Source organism: Raoultibacter phocaeensis (assembly GCF_901411515.1).
Lineage (GTDB): Bacteria > Actinomycetota > Coriobacteriia > Coriobacteriales > Eggerthellaceae > Raoultibacter > Raoultibacter phocaeensis.
In genome coordinates this window covers 987,025-1,004,962 of the sequence record NZ_CABDUX010000002.1, presented here as the reverse complement: position 1 = coordinate 1,004,962, position 17,938 = coordinate 987,025, and the positions used below count along the sequence as shown (strand labels likewise).

The window sequence follows — 17,938 nt, the reverse complement described above, 5'->3', positions numbered from 1 at the left end:
CGGATGATATATCTTTTTACGGGTACTCCCGGTTCTGGCAAGTCGTTGCATCAGGCTCGGGATATTCGCGATGCCTTACGTAGGGGTCGGCCAGTTATAGCTAATTACGCTGTTAATGTTGATTGCATTCGTGGTTGCAAAGGTGAGTTTGTTTATATGGACAACGATGATCTTACGCCTGCTGCGTTGATCGATTATGCACGTAATTTTTGGCGTACTTCGGGCCGCCGATTCAGGGAGTCAACGATTAAGCTCTATATCGATGAGTGCCAGTTGCTGTTCAATGCTCGGACATGGCACGACAAATCGCGCTCCGAATGGGTCAAGTTTTTTACGCAGCATCGCAAGTACGGTTTTGATATATACTTGGTCGCTCAGTTCGATCGTATGATAGACCGTCAGATACGCAATCTTATCGAGTACGAATACAACCACAGGTCGCTTGCGAACTTCGGAACGCTCGGTTTTCTGTTTTCGCTTCTGGTCGGCGGTAGGGCATTTTGCGGTGTCAAGACATGGTATCAGCATACCGATCGCTTAGGTTCCGTTTGGCTGCTCCCCCTTCGGCGCTATACGCGCATATACGATACATTCAACTTGTTCGATGACGTTCCCGTTTCCGTTAACGGGTGATCTTGCGCCGCTGCGTGCAGCAGCGGAAATACCGAATTCTAACACTGTCGGGGCAAGCTAAAACCGCTTCGAGGTTTTAGCTGCGTCTCGGCGCTTTCCTTCATTGCGTGTTTTTTGCTCGGGATCCCGAGCAACGTTTCGTGCTGGCAATGGTAGCCGTGTGCGCCGCTGGCGATCGCGGCCCCTTTATTAACTTGATTATAGGTACACAATGCAACTGGAGGCATCATGCATGATGACTATGATGAGTTTACCGAGTCGGTTCCCTACATCAAGCTCGTTGATTGTAGGCACACTGTCCAGATGACGCTTTGCAACTACGTGCCGCCCAGCAAGGCACGTATAGCCCGTGTAAACGATGATTTCTACTACGTGTACAGTACGAGCGAATTGAGGCCTTACAGCAAGGGTGAGACTGGCACCAAGTCCGATCATCGCCGCAGTATCCATAGGGCGTTCAATGCCATCAAACAGCTTATCAATTGCAATTACGACGAGCCGTCGCATGTGCGGTTTTTGACTTTGACGTATGCCGAGAATATGCGGAACAACAAGCGCATACGCAATGATTGGACTGTGTTCAGCCGCAATATGAGGAAGCGTTATGGCCCTCATGAATACCTTTACGTTAAGGAGCAGCAGGGGCGCGGAGCTTGGCATCTGCATTGCGTATTGTTTTTCGGCTCCCCTGCCCCGTGGATGGACAATGATGAGGTGCGCGCTATATGGGGTCACGGTTTCGTTAACATTCAGGGATTTACGGATGACATTAACAATCTTGGTAACTACTTATGCGCTTATCTAACGGATGATATGGAGCAAGGCAAGAAGGGCGGTCGGCTGCTCAATTACGAATCTGGTGTTAGGCTCTATAACTGTTCGCGCGGTATCAAGCGACCCGTTGAACGCAGTATATCGTTTGAAGCCTATACGGATATGATCAGCTCGGGCGACATGCTTGCGCTCTCGTCGCGGGATAGCGAGCTTGTCACCCCCTCGGGTAAGCATGTGCATTGTCGTTACGAGCTTTACCGTATGGATTGAGATTTTCAAACATTCGTTTGCCACTACATGTTGACATGCCGCCCCAACATGTAGTATAAATCGTTCTGTAAGGCGCTCTTTCTCATCGGGTTGTTTTGTATATAATTCATAAAAAAGTGCTCTGACCTGCAACAGTACGATAGACGCATTATCAATAAAACGGCTACGAAGAGACTGGAAGCGGCGTCGGCATACTTTAACCCCACGTCGGATTGCCGCTGGTCGAGCCACCAGTGGACGGTACGGTGCCGTTCGGGAACAGCTTGGAGTAATCTCCTGTTTGCACGGCTTCCATGACGAGCGGATAAATCATAATCATATTCGCAATATTCAAAACTAAAGCAATTGCTGTGACAACCAGCGCCACAACGCACGCCGTACGCAATCTGCCGGCCATAAGTCCAATGGGTCCGCCTTTGCCCATGAGCGCTTTGATCTTGCGATACGCGAGTATGCCGCATATAAGACCGATCGTTCCCAAAAACACCCCTCCGATAATCATGGATATCGGTCCGGTGATGCTGGCCGCAATAACGAGGTTTTGCGCTGACTTGAGTTCTCGGGCATCATCGTAATTGAACTGCTGAGGCCCTTGAGGCGGTTTGGGGGTTTGTGGCGGCTGATTTTGCTCGTCGGCCATCGTTTTTCCTTTCACGTACACATTAAAAGCCTTTGACCAGGCTTTTTGCAAACGAGGCTCTGAGAGCCGTTCTAAGGCCCCGTTTTAGCTTCAGACGACTCGTAGGTCGTTGTTTTTTACCGTCTATCACGTCTGAGAATCCGAAATCCCTTCTTTTTCCTCTTTCAGACCCGCATACTCGCATTGCAGCGTCCTCAGGCTTTCATCAAGCTCTTCTCGTTGGTATTCGAGAACGGTTTGCCGTGCTTCGAGTATCATCAGACGCTCTTGACGACTCGCATCGCCTTTCGAACTTAGTCTGACATAATACTGTATGCCCTCTATGGACAAGCCGCTTTTCCTCAAAGCATCAACAAGATGTAACGCGGCTATGTCGTCCTCGGAAAACCAGCGGACGTTGTTTTTGCCGCGCTGGAGTCCTGGGAAGAACCCGCACTTATCGTAATAGCGGATCGTAAACGCCGAGATGCCCGACAATTCCGAAACTTCGCTGATCGAATAGCGTTTGGGCGCGACGTGCGCCGTTTGCTTCAAAACGCTGCGGTCTTTTTCCATTCGTTCTCCTTGATCTTATTCCGAGAACCTGCGCTACCGCGCACATAACCAAGCTTGCTCGAGTTCGGTTATGTGCTTAGAGCAACTCTAAGGTAGTAAGTATAGCGTAGGCCGATCGCTGTTTCAGGTACCGTTTCCTTTCGTATACTTAGAGTAACTCTAAGGTATCTTCGGAGCAAGGTTAGAGTTACTCTAACCTTTATGGGATGTGCGCGAACCGATGCCAGAAAAGTGGAAAGGCCCCGTTCGGGGGCCTTTCCTTGGTAGCGGCTGCGTATGTGGTTTATAAACTACCAGTATCGAGAAAGCGGGGTTGTCGTGCAGTTGAACTGCGTTTGGCCCGCTTATCCCGCTGTATCGGGTGCCGCTCGGGCACCGCGCTCATGTGTTTCCGCTGCTTCCGAACCCGCCTGCCCCGCGCACCGAATCTTCCAGCTCATCGGTCAATGCAATCGATATGACGGGTGTTTTCGTGATCACCATCTGTGCGATCCGATCGCCTCTTTGTATGGAAAGCGTCTTTCGGGGATCGAGATTGATGACGATCGCTTGTATCTCTCCGCGGTAGTTGCTGTCGATCAAGCCCGGAGCGTTCACCAAAGAAAGGCCTTGCTTGATAGCCGCACCGCTTCGGGGAAGCACGAATCCCGCATACCCATGAGGGATAGCCGCCGCGATGCCGGTAGGAACGAGCGCGCGCTCGAAAGGTTCGAGATCGATGTCGATCGACGAACGAAGATCGAGTCCCGCATCGCCCGGATAGGCGTACGCGGGAGCCTCGAGTCCGTGGTCGAGAAGCCGTATCGGCACTTCAATGGCTTCCACGATCAGTCGTTCCCCTCAAGTGCCGTGGCGAATTCCTCGATGTTCTGAAAGTCCTTGTAAACGCTTGCAAAACGCACATATGCGACATCGTCGAGCTGGCGAAGCCGAGCCATAACCATGTTGCCGAGGTCTTTCGATTTTATTTCGGTTTTCATATCCTGGCGAAGTTCGGTTTCGATACCGTCGATCAGACTTGCGATCTGTTCGGAAGATACAGGGCGCTTCGCGCACGCGATCAGGATGCCGCGAAACAGTTTTTCGCGGTTGTACGCTTCCGATGAACCATCTGATTTAACTATGACAAGGGGGTTGTCGCCGAGACGCTCGTACGTTGTAAAGCGGCGACCGCAGTCGAGGCATTCCCTTCTTCTGCGGATGGAGGCACCATCTTCCGAAGGACGCGAGTCAACGACTTTCGATTCTGCATAACCACATGAAGGACAGCGCATCTCACTCCTTTGTTGGTATTTTGTTCACTGTACCATACTACATATAGTGGTACAACGGTACACGAAACTCTGCACCGATTCGTTACGAAATCACAAGATGAGAGTCACCTCGCTGCTTTGTGTGCGAATCGGCCTCTACGAACGTCCACGCTGTATCGGTGAGCGCCGCAAGAAACCGCTCGTCGTGGGAAACGAGGATGAGCGCGCAAGGGCATTGTGCGAGAACATCCTGCAAGGCCTCGATCGAGGGAAGATCGAGATGGTTGGTCGGTTCGTCCATGACGACGAGATGAGTGCGCTCGAGCAGCCCCATTGCAAGCATAACCTTGCGAAGTTCGCCGGGACTGAGCTCATCGCCCGACAGGATGCGCTCAGGGGGAGAGTTGAGTCGTGCGACAAGGGAAAGGACCTCGCCCGTTGCAGCGGGACCCATATCCTTGAGCGCATCGAGCACTGCCCTTCCCTCTTCGGAACTTACTTCTTGGGGAATATAAGCGAGATGCGATACCCCCTCAGCCGATGCATCGAGCAGGACTTTGAGAAACGTGCTTTTACCCGTACCGTTGCGACCGCGAAGGCCAATCCGATCGGTCGGACCCACGTATACTTCGGGATGGCGAAGGCAGCGTCCATCGCCCAAGGAGATGCTGCCTTTGTCGAGATGCGCTACCGTGCGTCGTCTTGAAGGCTCGGCGTTGATGGAAAGGGGCTTGTCGTATACCTTCTTGACCTGCGCTTTATCAAGGCGGTTTCGAGCTGCTTCGAGTTTCTTATCCATTTGGGCAGAGAGCAGGCCGGTTTTTCCATCCTGTCCCGAGACAACTGCCAATCGGAGCTTTGCGCGTCCGTCGTTATCGTGCTTGTCCAGGTTCTTGCCCGATCGCCGCGCCGCGCTTCTGCTTGCCACGGCTTTTCTTCGCGCGGATTCGGCCTGGGCTTTCGAAAGCTGCTCGCGTGCATGTTTTCGCTCGGCTTGCGCGGTTCGCAGCCTAATGTCCACGCTCGCCTTCGCTTCGGTGTAGGTGCCGGGCACCAATACGGCATGCCCGGCGTCGAGAAACAAGCACTGCCCGACGAGCGCATCGAGCAGAATCCGGTCATGGGAAACAAGCAGGCCGATGCCCTTGTACGAGGCGAGTGCCTTGAGAAGGACATCTCTCGTTCGGGCGTCGAGGTGGTTGGTCGGCTCGTCTACCGCGAGCACCGTCGGTTCGAGCGAAAGCGCACAAGCGATCTGGACGCGCTTCCGCTCGCCATGGGAAAGCGTGTCGTAGCGCCAGAGCCATTCGTCTTCGAGCTCGAGCATCGAGCGCAGGCGAACGGCATACGGGGTATAATCGACTGCGAAGTCGAACAGGTTCTCGGGTACATGCTCGGTCGATTGAGCGCAGTATACACCCGCCGGTGCAGGCCTGATGGCCCCTGCTGAGGGCTGCTCGATTCCACACAACAGCTTCAGCAGCGTGCTCTTTCCGGACCCGTTATTGCCGACGATGCCGGTCCAGCCTTCGCTGAACGTTGCCGTCACGGTTTCGAGGGCATAAGTTGGCGAATCTTCGTAAGCGTAGCTCACATCGGTTAGGTGCAGATACATGGCGACCTCCATTGAAATCAGAGGCGCAACGAATGGGTTTATGCAAAGGAAGCTGAGGAACGATGCTAGAAAACGATTGCACACCCGGTTGCGACAAAGGAATACGGCTTGTTGCATGGGTGCCCGAAGGCAATCGTTATTTGCGCATGTCTTTTCTCCTCGTATACGGTAAGAACGCCCGGTGGCGTTTCAACGAAGGAAGTGTAGCATATTCCTGTTCTCCGTGCAAAAAGAATGCGCCCCGGTTTCCCAGGGCGCTCACGCAGCTTCTCGCAGAACGCAGCATCTGCGGAAGACCGGATAGGCGAACGTTCAGACGCCGAAGAAGATGGTTGCGAAAGCAGCTACGGCAAGAGCGAGACCCGCGGAGACCGATTGCCACGGCGCTATGCGCCCGAAGGCTTTCCCTTGCACGGTTCCCGTACGAACCTCGGTAGCGAACTCGGAGTCGTGCAGCTTCTGGCTGAAGCGATGCACCTGGGTTGCAGCATGCGAGCCGTGCGATGCTTCGCGCATCGGAAACTCGATAATCGCCGCACGATCATGCATTCCGGAGACATCGGCCTTCAAAGCGGACGTTCCCACCACGGAGTAGCGCGCCTCGAAATTATTCATAAAACTGCCTCCTTGCTCTTGCATAGAACCTTTGTTCGTGTATACTATATGGCGAACAAAGGTTCATGTCAAGTTATTTCTCAAACATTTGTTCGAATTTTTGAAAGGAAGCCTTATGGCAGAAAAAGTCACGAAACGTCAGCAAGCGGTCCTCGACTGCATCGAGAGCTGCATCCGCGAGAAGGGGTACGGCCCCACCGTGCGCGAAGTATGCCAGAGCCTTGGCCTTTCCTCCCCCTCCACGGTCCACGTGCATCTCAAGGCACTTGAGGACAAGGGGCTCATCAAGCGTGATCCTCTCAAATCCCGTTCAATTGCCCTCACCTACCAGCTCGAAGATCACGAGTTTCCCGGCTCGGCCGAAGTGTCGCAGCCGAATTTCGGCAACCTCGTCAACCTTCCCCTTGTGGGCGACGTCGCAGCAGGTGTTCCCATTCTCGCGGAAGAGAACATCACCGATACCATCACGCTTCCTACCGATATCGTGGGCGATGCGGCTGCGTTCCTGCTTTCGGTTCGCGGCGACTCCATGATCGAAGCGGGTATCAACAGCGGTGATTACGTAGTGGTTAAAGAACAGCCTACCGCCAACAACGGTGACATCGTCGTAGCCATCATGGACGATGGCGCAACGGTAAAGCGCTTTTACAAGGAGTCCGACCACATCCGTCTGCAGCCCGAAAACTCTTCGATGGATCCCATCATCACAACCGATTGCTCTATCGCGGGCAAGGTAGTAGCTGTTTTCAGGCGCCTTTAAAACGACTACGGTACCGTTTAGCGTTTCACGAGGGAGCCGGTACGCCCCGACCGCTTATCGAACCGCGCTGCGGATCGTTTGCGGTCGGGGCGTTTTCGTATGACGGCCGATCGGGTCGAGCCTTACTCGGTTACAAGAAACTCGCTGAACATCGATGTGTAGGCGGGGGCTATCAGCATGTCTATACGCGTACCATCCTCGTCATGTTCTTCGCGTACGATCGAAGCGCGCTCATGCGCAATCGATACGAGGTCGCCCCGCCCGTACGGCACAAGCACCCTCAGCAGCTCGTCGCGGGCCGAAGCGATCGAGCTTACGCGTTGCACCAACTCGTCGATGCCGTCTCCCGTCAGCGCCGACACGGCTACGGCGTCGGGGTGGCGCTTTGCAAGCGCATCTCGCTCGTCGCAATCCAGCAAATCGATCTTATTGAACACTTCGACGCGCCTGATATCCTGCGCCCCGATTTGCCCGAGCACCTCTTCGACCGAGCGGATCTGGGCCTCTCTCTCGGGTGAAGAGGCGTCGATCACATGAAGGACGAGATCTGCTCCCGTAATCTCGTCGAGCGTCGATTTGAAAGCTTCCACAAGCGTATGGGGAAGTTTCTGAATAAAGCCGACCGTGTCGGTGAGCGTAATTTCCCGTCCCTCGGGAAGCACGAATTTCCTCGTCGTCGAATCGAGCGTCGCAAACAGCTTGTCGTAGCTGAGGACGTCGGCATCGGTGAGCGTGTTGAGCAGACTCGATTTGCCTGCGTTGGTGTATCCGGCAAGCGATACTTTGAACATACCGCTTTTGTAGCGGCTCTCCCGCTGAAGCGCTCGCACATCGGCGAGTTGCTTGAGTTCGCGTTTGATGGAGGTTATGCGCTTGCGCACCATCCTGCGGTCGACTTCGAGCTGGCTTTCGCCCTCGCCGAACCTCGAGCCGACACCGCCGCCCATGCGGTTCGAAGCGAGATGCGCCCACATGCCGCGTAACCGAGGGAGCAGATACTGGTTTTGCGCGAGCCTTACCTGCAGACGCCCTTCCTTCGTGGTTGCGTGGAGCGCGAATATATCGAGGATGAGCGCCGTGCGGTCGATGACTTTCACATCGCGCGGTACGATTTTTTCGAGATTCGATTGCTGAGACGGTGTGAGTTCGTCGTCGAATATGACAACATCGGCGCTGTGGGCACGGCACATGTCGGCGACTTCTTCCGCCTTGCCCGAACCGATAAACGTGCGGGGGTTCGGGGCGTCGAGCTTCTGCGAAGTGGAGGCAACCACGTCTGCACCGGCAGTGTTCGCCAGTCTGCCGAGTTCGGCAAGGCTTTCGGAGACGGGCCATGTCGTATCGCCGCGGTCTATGCCGACGAGCACAGCGCGCTCGCGTACTTCTTCAATGGTGAAATGCTTGGATTGGGTCATGGCAGTATGGCCTTTCAAAAGGTTCGGATGGGTGTATGCGAGTAAGAGCTTTTACCGCAACCTTATTGTGGCCATGTACGTGCTCCATCCTTTCCCGAATAAACAATAGTCTTAGATACTAGCACGCCTGCCGCCCATCGGGCAACAGGCGTGTTTTCATTCCGTTACGAAAGCCAATGCATCAGAGCGTTTCACCCTATGCTTTCGGATTGCGCCGCATCTTGCGCACGGACAAGGCGGCTGCGATCGCCGTCAAAATCCCCATAGCCGCAAGCAACGCTATGCCGACAACCGCCTCATCGCCCATTTTGGCCAATGCGGACGCATGTTTTCCCTGGTTCAGCGAAGTGTTGGAGGAACCGGGGTCGCCGGATGTCCCCGGATCAACGGGCTCGCCAGGGTCAACAGGACCGGGCGGATCGGGAAGCTTCGACCAGATCGCGTACAGCACCACGTCGGCGTCTTCCATGGTGATCGGCGAAGCGACCGCAACGTTTCCGTCAGGCTCCAAAGCCCAGCCTTCGAACGTATAGCCTTCTCGCGCGAGGGTGTGATCGGTTTTCACTTCCGCCTGTTCGCCTGGCAGGTACTTGCGGTTGTCCACAGGCACCGCACCGCCCGTCGCTCCGTTTCCGTCGTAGAGCACCATGGCGGCGTTGCGGTAGCTGATATCGAAGTTGTTGTATCCGTATTCGAAGGGGTTTACAGAGCGGCTCGCCGGAGCCGAGGCATAATAGCTATCGGGACGTTCGGAGAAGCTGTGCGTATGTATTTTCTCGTCATGCAGCGCAATGTCTTCAGCGTTACCGAGCAGCACCGATTCGAGCTCGCGCGAAGCCGTATTCCCTGAAAATACGGTGGTTTCTCCGATTTGGCCCTCGGTATCGACGACCAGGTTGGCAAGGTTTTCGTACGGCGTCCATATGCCGCCGCCCGAAGAACCTGCGGTATTTCCCGTAAAACTCGAGGTCGAAACGAACATCTCGGTGGCGTTCTGATGATCGCCCATGGTTCCGAGCCTTACCGCGCCGCCGTCTTGGCCCGCTGTATTGCCGCCGAAGAGGACCTGTTGCACGTATCCTGTCTGCCAGCCGTCTGCAACAAAGAGCGCACCTCCGTCGCGGGCGGCGGTATTGCCGGTAAACTCGATGGGGTCAGAGCCCGACCCGCCGTTATACAGCGAGAGGTTGCTCAGGTTTGGACCAAGGTACACGGCACCGCCCGATCCGGCAAGAGCAGCATTTGCATCGAACTGCACGCTCGTTGCCGCGAGCGACGACCAGAAGTCCCCGTTTCCGCTGGCTTCGACAGCGTACACCGCTCCCCCCGATTCTCCGGCTTCGTTTCCGGTAAACGTGGATTCGGACAGGCTCATGTCGAGCGTTGTATCCTGATCTTCGCGAGTATCATCGGCGTATACGTACAAAGCACCTCCGTCCTCGTACGAAACGTTATCCTGCGCATTCGTCCTATCGATATGGTTTTCCACGTGGGAGCCCCTCAGAAAAGCGCCGCCACCCGATCCGGTGCGCGCAACATTGCCGGAAAGGCTCTTGCGGCGCGAATCGCCCGTCTCGGGATCCCAGCCGCCGCTCATGGTCAGAATAGTGTACGCGGCTTCCATGAAGATGCCGCCGCCGCTTTCTTCGGCTGTATTGTTTTCGATGTCAAGCCCCTCGACCTGCGCATACGACTGCTGTCCCGAAACGGCGTACGCCCCCCCGCCTCTCCCGTAAGCGTGGTTGCCCGTAAGCGAATTGGCCTGCTGGTTGCCGGATTCGTTGAACCCGAAAGTCGCGTACCCCTCGCTTGAGGCGACGTAGATGCCTCCCCCGTCACCTCGCGAGCCATCCGTTCCTGCAGTGTTGTCGTTGACGGTCGTTCCGTGTCCGTGGAACGATACCGATTCGTCGGACGCAAGGTAGACACCTCCGCCGGATGCGTGAGCCGTGTTGCCCGAGATACTCATCTTCGATCCGTTTCCCCCCGAACCCGCCTGTACGTTGGCGCTTTCAGCAGCGTCACCGTATATTCCGCCGCCGCTGCCTTGGGCCGTATTGCCGTCCACGATGGCTCCGGTCATCTGCAGGGTGATCATCTTGTAAGCGTCGCCTGTAAGGTTCTTCGAATAAAGGCCTCCACCGTTGCCGCCCGATACGTTGCGAGAAACCGACGTGGCTGCCACGAGTTCGCCGTATCCGTCGTGTACGGCCTCGAAAATGAGGTGGTTCGCAAACGTATTCATTGCGATGCCGCCGCCATCGCCCTCGGCGCGGTTTTCGTCAACCGATGTGGCGTTGAACACCGCGGTAACCAGCGTTGCCTGCTCGAATGAGATGCCTCCCCCGCTCGCGTCGCTCGTATTGTCTTCGATCGTCGCATAGAAGCTGTACAGGCTGATTTCCTGCGAAGCATCTAATGAAATTCCACCTCCGTTGCCATGCGAATGGTTGGAAAGAACGCGCGGCGTAAGCGCAGGGATCGCAGGGGCGTACGATTCGCCAAGCGTGAGTACGGCGGCTTCCCCGTCAAGGCATATACCGCCGCCCCTACCTTCTTCGGCAGTGTTGTCGCTCACCGAGCCCGTCACCATTTCAAGTCGTACCGTGCTCGGCTCGCCCATGCCTCCGATGTACATACCGCCGCCTGAAGCCTGAGCCGTGTTGTTCCGTAGTTCGCTTTCGCGGGAGCCTGTATCGGAATCGTCGATGCGCACGAGCGTCTCCCAGGCACTGCCGTAGATTCCCCCGCCGTTGCCCTGTCCGTTTGTAGCTGTGGCCTTGTTTTCGAGCATGCTTGTATGTGCAAGGGAGAGCGCGGCCTCTACGGACGGATTGTCGGAAACGAGCGCACCCGCCCCGCCGTTTCCGTGAGCCGTGTTGCCACTGAGCGTCGATGACGAAAGGTCGAGATCGCGTTCCGTATACACCGCGCCGCCCTCCTTGCTTGCCGTGTTGCCGCTCAAGAGCGAATCGAGCACTTCGAGAGCAGGCTGCCCGGTTCCCACCGCGTACAGCGAGCCGCCGTCGAGTGCGGCATTGTTTGCCAATACCGAGGCTTCGAGGTGAATTCCTGCTTCGGAATCGAGGAAGATCGCTCCGCCCCGATTGGCCGCCGTGTTCGAAGCAAACGTCGCATTGCTCACATGCAACACGGTATCCGTTGCGTACAAGGCGGCTCCGTCGGTCGAGGCGCACGACCTCACCGTGAGGTCGAAGCTGCCGACGCTCGGCGCAGTGACGCCCTCGGGGGCCGTGTTGAGGTAAAACGCAGCCGTTCCCTGCGCGAACTCGATGCCTCCGCCTGTGCCGTTTCCGTCGAGTACGATGTTTTTGAAGAATATCGCTTTCTCATCTCCCTGCTGCTCGACCTGCATATGGCGCGCGCCGGAAAAGGCGGTCAAGACAACAGGAGCATCGGCAACGATGCTCAGATAGTCCACGGAAAGCTCCGGGACGGCGATCGGTCCTGCGAGTTCGAAAGAGGACGCTATCTTGATCGGACGATTCGGTTTCGTGCCCTCGGCGATATCGTTGAGGGCGCTCTGGAGGCTTGCCTGGTCGGTGACTTCGTATGCGTCTTCGTCCTCCAGAAGCGCAAGCTCGCTCGCCTCGTCTTCCAAAGGCGAGGCTGAAGATACTTCCTCCTGGTCGCTCGAGGCTTCCTCCTGGTCGCTCGAGGATTCCTCCTGGTCGCTCGAGGATTCCTTCTCTCCGCTTGAGGCTTGCTTCTCACCGAGCTCGTGAAGGTCGGAAGCGCCTTCGGATGCGGTTGGGTTTTCAGAACCGGCCTGTTCGGATTCGTCGCGCACATTCGATTCTTCCCGCTGCGCAAAAGCGCTGCCCTGTACATCATCCGCCGCTACGGCAGCGCTCTCATCCGCTGATAGAACGGCCGAGGACGCCCTTTCGAACGCCGTCGATTCGGGCAGTGCGCCCTTTTGCGCATTCGCCGGCTCGGCGAGCGCGCCTGAGGGGACGGCGATCATCGCCGCCAAAACAACCGAGAGGAACACGCACGCCGCCCCTCGCCTCTTCTTCAAGCTTTCCATATACGTCCCTTCGATTCAAGAGCACCAGCGCGCTGCGCTTCTACCACGCCGACACGCTTGCCTTTCAACTCGTATCGTTTATCGCGTTATGTAACTAAGTAATCACTTCCATAACGATTATTGCATACCTTGATACCGTATTAAAGGGTAATTTGATACTTATGGAGATACAATTAAGAACAGGTGTGCTTGCGCCTCTATCGACATGCGTTGCCAGCCCGTCCGTTCTCAAGAATATACGAAGCCTTCAGGACCGCCCGCGAATCGAGTAACGCAAAGTGCCGAAACGCGCCTGTTCACATGCCCGAAGGCTTTCGCTAGCCGATCTCTTTGATGCGCTTCGCAGCTTCTAGCAGCCGCTCGTCGGGCGTCGTGAGCGAAATGCGTATGTACCCTTCGCCATCCGGCCCGTAGCCGCTGCCCGGCGTGACGATGACGTGCGCTTCCTCAAGCACCTTGGTTGCAAACGACTCCGACGTGTATCCTTCGGGCACCTTCGCCCACACGTAGATCGTAGCTTTCGGCTTCTTGCACTCGACACCGATGGCGCACAGCGCATCGACCACGAGATCGCGACGGCGCTCGTAGATCGCGCGCATGTCGTCGATACATTGCTGCGATCCGCTCAAAGCTTGAATAGCGGCATCCTGAACGGCCGTGAACTGCCCCGAGTCGAGGTTGTTCTTCACGGTACCGAGCGCCGATACGGCCTTGGCGTTTCCCGCTGCGAACCCGATGCGCCATCCGGTCATGTTGTAAGCCTTCGAGAGGCTGAAAAACTCGATGCAGCACTCCATGGCATGCGGCCGCTCAAGGATGGAGGGCGCGCGGTATCCATCGAAGCCGATCTCGCTGTACGCATTGTCATGGGCAAGCAGAAGATCGTGCTTTAAACAAAATGCGATGGCGCGATCGAAATACTCGTCGGTGGCCACGGCCCCGGTCGGGTTGTTGGGATAGCCGATGAACATGATCTTAGCTTTGGAAAGCACCTCATCGGGCACGTGTTCGAAATCGGCGAGAAATCCGCTCTCTTCGCGCATGGGCATGTAGTACGTCTGAGCGTTCATAAGCGTCGCTCCGCCCGAGTAAACCGGATAGCCGATCGAAGGAGCCAATACGTAGTCGCCCGGATCGACGAAAGCGGTATGGAGATGGAAGATGCCCTCTTTGCTTCCGATGAGTGCAAGCACCTCGGTCTTCGGGTCGAGCGTAACGCCGAAGCGGCTTTCCATCCACTGCGCGCAAGCCGTGCGGTACGCAAGCGATCCTGCGTAATCGGGGTACTGGTGGTTCTCAGACTTTCGCACCGCCTCCCTCATGGCTTCGACGATATGGTCGGGCGTGGGCATATCGGGATCGCCTATGCCGAGCGAGATCACGTCGACGCCCTGCTCGACGAGCGCATCGCGTTTTGCATCGATCTGAGCGAAAAGGTAGGGGGCTATACGGTTCAGGCATGCTGCGGTTCTCACATTCGGCTCCTTTCGTTTCGGCGCACTGCCGAATGATTCGCGTCTATCCTACAAGTCGGGTATCCGTACGGTGCCCGAAAAGCTCTCCTCTGACGGTCCCGTCATGAACACGCGACCGTCATCCTTCCAGTCAATCGCCAGCACGCCGCCGGGCAAAAGCACCTCGTTGGTTCTCGGTGCCCTTCCCGAAAGGCATGCCGCAACGCCTGTAGCGCAGGCCCCTGTTCCGCAAGCGAGGGTTTCGCTGCATCCGCGCTCGTACACCCGCATGGCGATTCCCTTTTCGCTTGCCACGGCGAATTCGACGTTCGTTTTTTCGGGAAACGCCGGATGATGCTCGAAATAGGCGCCGATGCGGTCAAGATCGAACGTCGCAAGCGTTTTATCCGTAAAATCGGCGAACAGCCCGTCGGGCAGCGAGTTCATATCGTCGAGGAAACAGACTGCATGAGGGTTTCCCATCGATACGCACGTGAACGCAAACGGCCCCCAGGGCGATTCAACAACGGCATCGAGCACGCACGGCTCGCCCCAGGGCGATTCAGCGTTCGCTCGAAGCGTCGTCGGCACCGTTTCGGGGGCGAGGGCGGGCGTGCCCATGTCGACCGTAGCCGAGACGAGTGCACCCGCCTCATCGACTGAATAGGTGATCGAGCGAACGCCCGCTTTCGTATCCGCCGCCAAAAAGCGATCTTTGGTTTCAACGAAGCGGCGGTCGACCAAGTATTTCGCAAAACAGCGCACGCCGTTTCCGCACATTTCCGCCAAGGATCCGTCGGCGTTGATATAGTGCATGTACGCGGCACATTCGGGTGTATCGGAAGGGCGAACGAGGATGATGCCGTCTGCGCCGATTCCAAAGCGTCGATCGCAGAGCCACGCGATCTGCTGCGCCGTCAACTCGATTTCGCGTGAAAAATCGTCAATGACGATGAAATCGTTTCCCGCGCCGTGCAGCTTCGCAAAATCGAGTTCCATGGATACCCTGCGCTCCTCATCTCTGTTCGGCGGCAGCTCCTAATGCGAAAGCAAGCACCTGGTCTGCGAGCGAAGCCGTAGCGCCTTCATCGGCGTTCAGCCACCGTATTCTCGCGTCTTTCCGAAACCACGTACGCTGTCGCTTCGCATAGCGCCTCGTCGCTGTCTTTATCTGCTCGACCGCCTCCTCGAGGCTTACGGTTCCGTCGAGCGCCCAGACGATCTCCTTGTATCCTATCGCCTGGGGAGCGGTTAATCCCCTTCTGAATCCTTGATGTAACAGAGATTTTACCTCGTCGACAAGTCCCGCTTCGATCATGGCGTCCACACGGCGCTCGATACGGGCTGCGAGAACCGCAGGATCGACTTCGAGTCCGAAGAACACGGCCGGAACGGCCTGCGGAAGCCGTTGGAGACGCTCGTGCTGCGCCGCGTAGGAGCTATCCTCGGAAAGCATCTCGAACGCGCGCACAACGCGCCGAACGTTGTTCGGATGGATGAGTTCGGCACTTGTCGGATCGATGCGGTGAAGCTCATCCCAAAGCGCCTGGGCGCCGTGCTCTTCGGCGAAGCGCGTGTAGTGCTCGCGCACAGGGTTGTCCGTCTGCTCGCCTTTCGGAAAGGTCATGTCATCGATGGCGGCGCGCACGTACAATCCCGTGCCGCCTGCGAGAACGGCGCGCTTGCCGCGTGCGGCGATATCGTCGAAGCAGGAGCGCGCGTAGGCTTGGAACAGCGCGGCAGAGTACGGCTTCCCGGGATCGATCAGATCGAGCCCGTGGTGCGCAACCAATCTGTCTTCGGGTATGACCTTGCCCGTTCCGATGTCCATACCGCGGTAAACCTGCATGGAATCGGCACTCACGACCTCCCCGTCGATCTTGCGCGCAACCGCTTGCGCCAGATCGCTTTTGCCCGACGCCGTCGGACCGACGATGCAGATGACAGGCGAAGCAGCCGTTTTCCCTGAGCCACCTAAAACCGTACGGCTTTCAGAAGACTGCGCGCGCCGACCCTGAGCGTTTTCGCTACCGGGCATCGGTTTGCTGCGTTCGCGCCGCCGACAAGCCGTCTATGACCGTGCCGGAAAGGTACCAGGTGCGTGCCTCGTCGATCGCAACCCGCACGATCGACCCAGCCAGATCGTCGGCATTCACGCCGTCGGGCAGTTTCGCGTGCACGGTCTGGTTCTTAGGGCTCTTCCCCGCAAGAATCGTACGGTCGCGTTTGGAGGCGCCTTCAACGAGCATCTCGACCGTCGTATGCTTGTCAGCTTGGTTGCTTTGCCACGCCTTGTCCTGCACGAGGTCCACCAACCGATCGAAGCGCTCCTGTACGACTTCGTGCGGAGTGTCGTCGTGCATGCTCGCCGCAGGTGTTCCCTCTCGCTTGGAGTAGATGAACGTGAACACCTGGTTGTAGCCGACCTCTTCGACGAGGCGGTACGTATCCTCGAAATCCCGTTCGGTTTCTCCGGGGAATCCGACGATTACGTCGGTCGAAAGCGCGATGTCGGGACACGTCGCACGGAGCTTCTCGACGAGGCCGAGGTAGTGCGACCGGGTATAGCGCCGGTTCATGGCTTCGAGCACCCGGTCGGAACCCGACTGCACGGGAAGATGAAGCGCGGGCATGAGCGAGCGCAGGCGCGCAAAGCGCTCGATCACTTCGTCGGTAAGGTCCTTCGGATGGCTTGTCGCGAATCGCAGGCGCGCTATGCCCGTATCGTCCACGGCGTCGAGCACGTCGGCGAAGCGCGGGGTGCCGTACAGATCGCGTCCGTACGAGTTCACGTTCTGCCCGAGCAGCGTGATCTCCTTCACGCCCGCATCGACGTAGGCTTGCGCCTCGGCTACGACGTCTTCGAGCGGCCTGGATTTCTCCCTGCCGCGCACGTAGGGTACGATGCAGTAGGAACAGAAGTTGTTGCATCCGATGGTAATGGGAAGCCACGCCGCCCAACCGTGCTCTCGCGCAGTCGGAAGGTCGGTGGGAAACGCCTTTGCAGAATCGAGCACCTCGACATGATGACCGCCCGACTCCATGGCGGCTCCGATGAGCTTCGGCAGCGATCCGAGATTGTGCGTGCCGAATACGACATCGAGATGAGGAAGCGCGGTAGTGAGCTTCTCTCCGTCGCGCTGGCCGATGCATCCGCCTACCGCGACGATTCTCCTGCCGAGCTTCGATGCGCTGCGCACGGGGAGGTTCTTGAGCGAAGCGACCTGCCCCATGAGCCGCACATCGGCAGCCTCGCGGACGCAGCAGGTCATGAACACGACCATATCGGCTTCTTCGTAGGTGTCGACCTGAAGCGAGCCGAGCCCTTCGAGCATGCCGCCAATGCGCTCCGAATCGTGCTTGTTCATCTGGCATCCGAACGTGCGGATGCAAAACGTCGTATCTGAAAACGTGTGCTGCATAAACTTATGTCCTCGAAATGCGGTTGATTATCGGTCGAGATCGAATTCGTCTTGCTGCTCTGCCGGACGTTGGACACCGCGCGTGTAGCGCGGCTCGACAGTGAATCGGATGGCGGTGCGGTATTCGCCGTCGATCACGATATCGGCAAATGCGGGGATGCAGTATATCTCAATGCCGATCGGAGAAAGGAACCCGCGTGATATGGCGATGGCTTTGACGGCCTGGTTGACAGCTCCTGCCCCGACCGATTGGATCTCGACGCTGACGCCGTCTTTGATCATTCCTGCGATGGCCCCGGCAACCGAAGCCGGGGAAGATTTTGAGGATACCTTGAGGCATCCCGTTTCGGGTCTGTGTTCGGATGAGGTAGACACGCGCATATCCTTTGGTCGTTGTAGTTCGTATCACGTGCGTTCAGTTGTGCGGTCAATATGCCATCGTATGCTATATGTGCTTTTCAAACGTACGTTTATTCTAGCG

At 57.0% G+C, this 17,938-nt stretch carries 16 protein-coding genes; 3 read left to right on the top strand and 13 right to left on the bottom strand.

The genetic code is table 11. The features are described 5' to 3' along the window. Nucleotides 1-3: 3 nt before the first annotated feature. Nucleotides 4-633 carry a zonular occludens toxin domain-containing protein gene (locus tag FJE54_RS12070; RefSeq protein WP_139653014.1) on the top strand — a complete coding sequence of 210 codons (630 nt, stop codon included), beginning with the start codon at nucleotides 4-6 and terminating at the stop codon, nucleotides 631-633. 228 nt (nucleotides 634-861) lie between these two features. Next, nucleotides 862-1,677 (top strand): rolling circle replication-associated protein, encoded by an 816-nt coding sequence (locus FJE54_RS12065; protein WP_139653013.1) that lies wholly within the window; start codon nucleotides 862-864, stop codon nucleotides 1,675-1,677. Between the two features lie 196 nt (nucleotides 1,678-1,873). Here FJE54_RS12065 and FJE54_RS12060 read toward each other — a convergent pair whose 3' ends face one another. The 6 genes from FJE54_RS12060 to FJE54_RS12035 all read right to left on the bottom strand — a co-directional run bounded on the left by FJE54_RS12060 (nucleotide 1,874) and on the right by FJE54_RS12035 (nucleotide 6,355). Continuing rightward, nucleotides 1,874-2,317, bottom strand: coding sequence for a hypothetical protein (locus tag FJE54_RS12060; RefSeq protein WP_139653012.1), 444 nt, complete (start codon nucleotides 2,315-2,317; stop codon nucleotides 1,874-1,876). 126 nt (nucleotides 2,318-2,443) lie between these two features. Continuing rightward, a complete protein-coding gene (locus FJE54_RS12055; protein ID WP_139653011.1) occupies nucleotides 2,444-2,872 on the bottom strand; it encodes a MerR family transcriptional regulator in 429 nt (142 codons plus the stop codon). A 381-nt stretch (nucleotides 2,873-3,253) separates the two neighbouring features. Continuing rightward, a complete protein-coding gene (gene dut / locus FJE54_RS12050) occupies nucleotides 3,254-3,697 on the bottom strand; it encodes a dUTP diphosphatase (protein WP_180326721.1) in 444 nt (147 codons plus the stop codon). Nucleotides 3,698-3,699: 2 nt separating this feature from the next. Next, complete coding sequence (gene nrdR / locus FJE54_RS12045; RefSeq protein WP_139653009.1) at nucleotides 3,700-4,146, bottom strand: transcriptional regulator NrdR; 447 nt, start codon at nucleotides 4,144-4,146, stop codon at nucleotides 3,700-3,702. Nucleotides 4,147-4,228: 82 nt separating this feature from the next. Next, nucleotides 4,229-5,740 carry an ATP-binding cassette domain-containing protein gene (locus FJE54_RS12040; RefSeq protein ID WP_139653008.1) on the bottom strand — a complete coding sequence of 504 codons (1,512 nt, stop codon included), beginning with the start codon at nucleotides 5,738-5,740 and terminating at the stop codon, nucleotides 4,229-4,231. Nucleotides 5,741-6,052: 312 nt separating this feature from the next. Then, complete coding sequence (locus FJE54_RS12035) at nucleotides 6,053-6,355, bottom strand: hypothetical protein (protein WP_139653007.1); 303 nt, start codon at nucleotides 6,353-6,355, stop codon at nucleotides 6,053-6,055. Nucleotides 6,356-6,470: 115 nt separating this feature from the next. Here FJE54_RS12035 and lexA point away from each other — a divergent pair, with 115 nt between their 5' ends. Further along, nucleotides 6,471-7,115: a transcriptional repressor LexA gene (lexA, locus tag FJE54_RS12030; protein ID WP_139653006.1), complete on the top strand. Its 645-nt coding sequence runs from the start codon at nucleotides 6,471-6,473 to the stop codon at nucleotides 7,113-7,115. A gap of 122 nt (nucleotides 7,116-7,237) precedes the next feature. On the opposite strand, the gene hflX is transcribed toward lexA, so the two are convergent. The 7 genes from hflX to FJE54_RS11995 form a co-directional block, all read right to left on the bottom strand. Continuing rightward, the gene (gene hflX / locus FJE54_RS12025) at nucleotides 7,238-8,530 is read right to left on the bottom strand and encodes a GTPase HflX (RefSeq protein ID WP_139653005.1); all 1,293 of its coding nucleotides are present in this window, start codon (nucleotides 8,528-8,530) and stop codon (nucleotides 7,238-7,240) included. A 196-nt stretch (nucleotides 8,531-8,726) separates the two neighbouring features. After that, nucleotides 8,727-12,581 carry an InlB B-repeat-containing protein gene (locus tag FJE54_RS12020; RefSeq protein ID WP_139653004.1) on the bottom strand — a complete coding sequence of 1,285 codons (3,855 nt, stop codon included), beginning with the start codon at nucleotides 12,579-12,581 and terminating at the stop codon, nucleotides 8,727-8,729. 317 nt (nucleotides 12,582-12,898) lie between these two features. Then, on the bottom strand, nucleotides 12,899-14,056 hold the full coding sequence (locus FJE54_RS12015; protein ID WP_139653003.1) for an LL-diaminopimelate aminotransferase: 1,158 nt from the start codon (nucleotides 14,054-14,056) through the stop codon (nucleotides 12,899-12,901). Between the two features lie 48 nt (nucleotides 14,057-14,104). Further along, on the bottom strand, nucleotides 14,105-15,034 hold the full coding sequence (dapF, locus tag FJE54_RS12010; RefSeq protein ID WP_139653002.1) for a diaminopimelate epimerase: 930 nt from the start codon (nucleotides 15,032-15,034) through the stop codon (nucleotides 14,105-14,107). Between the two features lie 16 nt (nucleotides 15,035-15,050). After that, the gene (gene miaA, locus FJE54_RS12005) at nucleotides 15,051-16,073 is read right to left on the bottom strand and encodes a tRNA (adenosine(37)-N6)-dimethylallyltransferase MiaA (RefSeq protein WP_139653001.1); all 1,023 of its coding nucleotides are present in this window, start codon (nucleotides 16,071-16,073) and stop codon (nucleotides 15,051-15,053) included. Further along, nucleotides 16,063-17,457: a tRNA (N6-isopentenyl adenosine(37)-C2)-methylthiotransferase MiaB gene (gene miaB, locus FJE54_RS12000; RefSeq protein WP_139653000.1), complete on the bottom strand. Its 1,395-nt coding sequence runs from the start codon at nucleotides 17,455-17,457 to the stop codon at nucleotides 16,063-16,065. Before miaB ends, miaA begins: the two co-directional genes overlap by 11 nt. A 27-nt stretch (nucleotides 17,458-17,484) precedes the next feature. Then, a complete protein-coding gene (locus FJE54_RS11995) occupies nucleotides 17,485-17,832 on the bottom strand; it encodes a stage V sporulation protein S (protein WP_439653136.1) in 348 nt (115 codons plus the stop codon). Between the last annotated feature and the right edge of the window lie 106 nt (nucleotides 17,833-17,938).